This is a genomic window from Nonomuraea sp. NPDC049400, assembly GCF_044466425.1.
Lineage (GTDB): Bacteria > Actinomycetota > Actinomycetes > Streptosporangiales > Streptosporangiaceae > Nonomuraea.
This window is the reverse complement of the sequence record NZ_JBITMP010000141.1, coordinates 1-2,364: the sequence shown is the minus strand read 5'-3', so window position 1 is coordinate 2,364 and position 2,364 is coordinate 1. Positions and strand designations below refer to the sequence as shown.

Below are 2,364 nucleotides of genomic sequence, written 5' to 3'. Positions count from 1 at the left end.
ACAGCAGCAAATGCGTGGACGTACCGGCCGCATCGACCGCCGACGGCGTGATCCTCAAGCAGTATCCGTGCAACACCGGCACCAACCAGCAGTGGAGCCGCACCCAGGTCTGAGCCCTGACCGGCAAGCCGAGCGCCCGGAACGGTCCCCCGCTCCTGCCCGCTTCCGTGTCTTTGCTCTCGCTCTGTTGTCGGCTTTTGGCGTCAGGTGTTGCCTGGCCCTTGACGGCAACACCGATCAAGAAAGGACGGGACACATGAGACATCATCAAGATCGCGTTCTGGTGTACAAGCGCTGCGGATGTGTCGATGCGATCTCCGGCAGGCAACTCGGCCGGCGCTGCGTGCGACTGGACACGGAGGAGCACGGCAGTTGGTACTTCGCGGTGCAAGTGCGCGGTGCGGCCGGACGCCGCGAGCGGCTCCGGCGTGGCGGGTTCACCACCGCCGAGCAGGCCCACCACGCGGGTGGTGAGGCGATCGCCGCCGATCAGGACAGTGGGCCGGGTGCGGGATACACGGAGGCGCGCTGGCTGCGCAGCTGGCTACAAGCGCAGCAGGGGCTGCGGCCGAGCACCCGCGTAGGTTACGCCGATCATGTACGCCTGCATCTGATCCCGTACCTGGGCGGGATCGAGTTGGCCCAGCTGACCACCCGGGACATCGGCCGCATGTTCGCCGCCCTCGCCGGGCGGCGCACCCGGTACGGCAAGCCGATCGCGCCTCTGTTTCCCCTCAGACAGATGGAGATCACAATAGTCAAGGAGATCAGGAGCGAGGAAGATCGCCGGGATGCTCGTTGATCAGCTGATCTTCACGAGGCCGGTCGGGCCGTGCTTGTCGCTCCTCAGCGTTAGGTACCAGGTCTTGCCGGCGGTGCCTGTCCACCCAGTCCCGGTCACGGACTTGTCGCAACCGGAGCTGTTGTACTTGCTCCAAATTGCGAAGTCGCTGCCGTGATAGAAGGTGACGCGAGGGCCGGACTTGTCGCACTTCGTGTCTCTGAGCGTGAAGCTGACGAAGTCCTGCCTGTAGTAGGTGTTGGAGCCGGACGTGACCTTGCAATCCCGTGCGAAGGCGCCACTGACCTTTGCCCAGCTGGTCGAATAGCTGAACGTTTTCGAACTCTTACAACCGGAGACGCTGGCGGCCGAGGCCGCGGGAGCGTTGATGGACAGGCCGGTCAGGGCGACCAGGACTCCGGCGGCGATCACGGTGGCCGACTTCCGCCGACGCGAGCTCATCTTCACGAAGGAATCTCCTACTAGCTTGCTTCGAAACTGCTCGGTTTCAAGCAGTGCCGATCACCATACGAGCCTCCGGTATAGCGCCGGTATGTTCACGGTGCGTGACTGCTTTTGGCGTCCGGCGGAACGGCCCCGTGCTGAGGAGACGCGGTCTGACGACCGACGAACCGCCGACTCACGCAAGAATCTCCGGGCGATCCGGCGGGCGAACTCGTCGGCTTGCTTGTCCCGGTGACTCCAACAGCACAGCACCCGCACGTGATGGTTCGTCCTCCTGCGCCCGGTTCGGCCGGGACAACCAAGATCGACAGCATGGTGCCGCTAGCCTCGGGCTTTCACCTGAGCGGCGGGGATCTGATCGTTAAATGGGAAAGTGCCCCCTGAACTGGGAAGATAGGGCTTGTCAAAGGCCCTGTCCGTCCGGAGTTCCGGAGCACTTTTCACGTGAAGACTATCGGTTCGAGTCGCAAGATCGTGGTGTCATCGGACGGGCAGGGGATCGTCTGTCAGGCCGGCGGCCTGCTGCTGGTCGAGGCGCTGCGGGTCAGCGGCTTGGCGCAAGGGCTGTCGCAGGCCCTGTCCGGGTGGCGGCGGCCTCGAGCGGTGCACGATCCAGGGAAGATCATCACCGATCTGGCGGTGATGCCCGCGCTGGGCGGAGACTGTCTGGCAGACGTAGCGGTGCTCAGGTCCTCGCCAGAGCTGTTCGGACCGATAGCCTCCGATCCGACGGTGTCTCGGTTGGTCGCCACCTGCGTTCACGCCGACAACGGCCGGCGCCACGAACCTCCGACACCTCTTGGCGGACGTTTCTACGCCTGCAAGCGAAAGGACTACTCGCCTGCGACTTCTTCCACATCGACACGATCTTCCTGAAACGCCTATACGTGTCGTTCGTGATGGAGGTGGTAACACGACGCGTTCACATCCTGGGCGTCACCGCTCATCCCACCGGCGCCTGGACGGCCCAGCAAGCCCGGAACCTGGTCATGGATCTCGGGCGCCGGGCCAACTCATTCCGGTTTCTGGCCCGAAAACACGGCGTTAGCCAACGCGTGGCAACATCTCAGCGGCGTTCACGCCGCTGAGATCGGGGTCTGGCTCTTCGGTTGGAGTGC

4 protein-coding genes are annotated in these 2,364 nt (G+C 64.1%); 3 read left to right on the top strand and 1 reads right to left on the bottom strand.

The genetic code is table 11. The features are described 5' to 3' along the window. Positions 1-14 precede the first annotated feature (14 nt). On the top strand, positions 15-113 hold the full coding sequence (locus ACIBVN_RS60760) for an RICIN domain-containing protein (protein ID WP_397152009.1): 99 nt from the start codon (positions 15-17) through the stop codon (positions 111-113). Positions 114-256: 143 nt separating this feature from the next. Next, positions 257-802 (top strand): hypothetical protein, encoded by a 546-nt coding sequence (locus tag ACIBVN_RS60755; RefSeq protein ID WP_397152007.1) that lies wholly within the window; start codon positions 257-259, stop codon positions 800-802. Here the strand turns inward: ACIBVN_RS60755 and ACIBVN_RS60750 are convergent, their stop codons facing one another. Next, complete coding sequence (locus ACIBVN_RS60750; RefSeq protein ID WP_397152005.1) at positions 803-1,213, bottom strand: hypothetical protein; 411 nt, start codon at positions 1,211-1,213, stop codon at positions 803-805. 477 nt (positions 1,214-1,690) lie between these two features. On the opposite strand from ACIBVN_RS60750, the gene ACIBVN_RS60745 reads away from it, so the two are divergent. Beyond that, positions 1,691-2,122 carry a transposase gene (locus tag ACIBVN_RS60745; protein ID WP_397152003.1) on the top strand — a complete coding sequence of 144 codons (432 nt, stop codon included), beginning with the start codon at positions 1,691-1,693 and terminating at the stop codon, positions 2,120-2,122. The last annotated feature ends 242 nt before the right edge of the window (positions 2,123-2,364 follow it).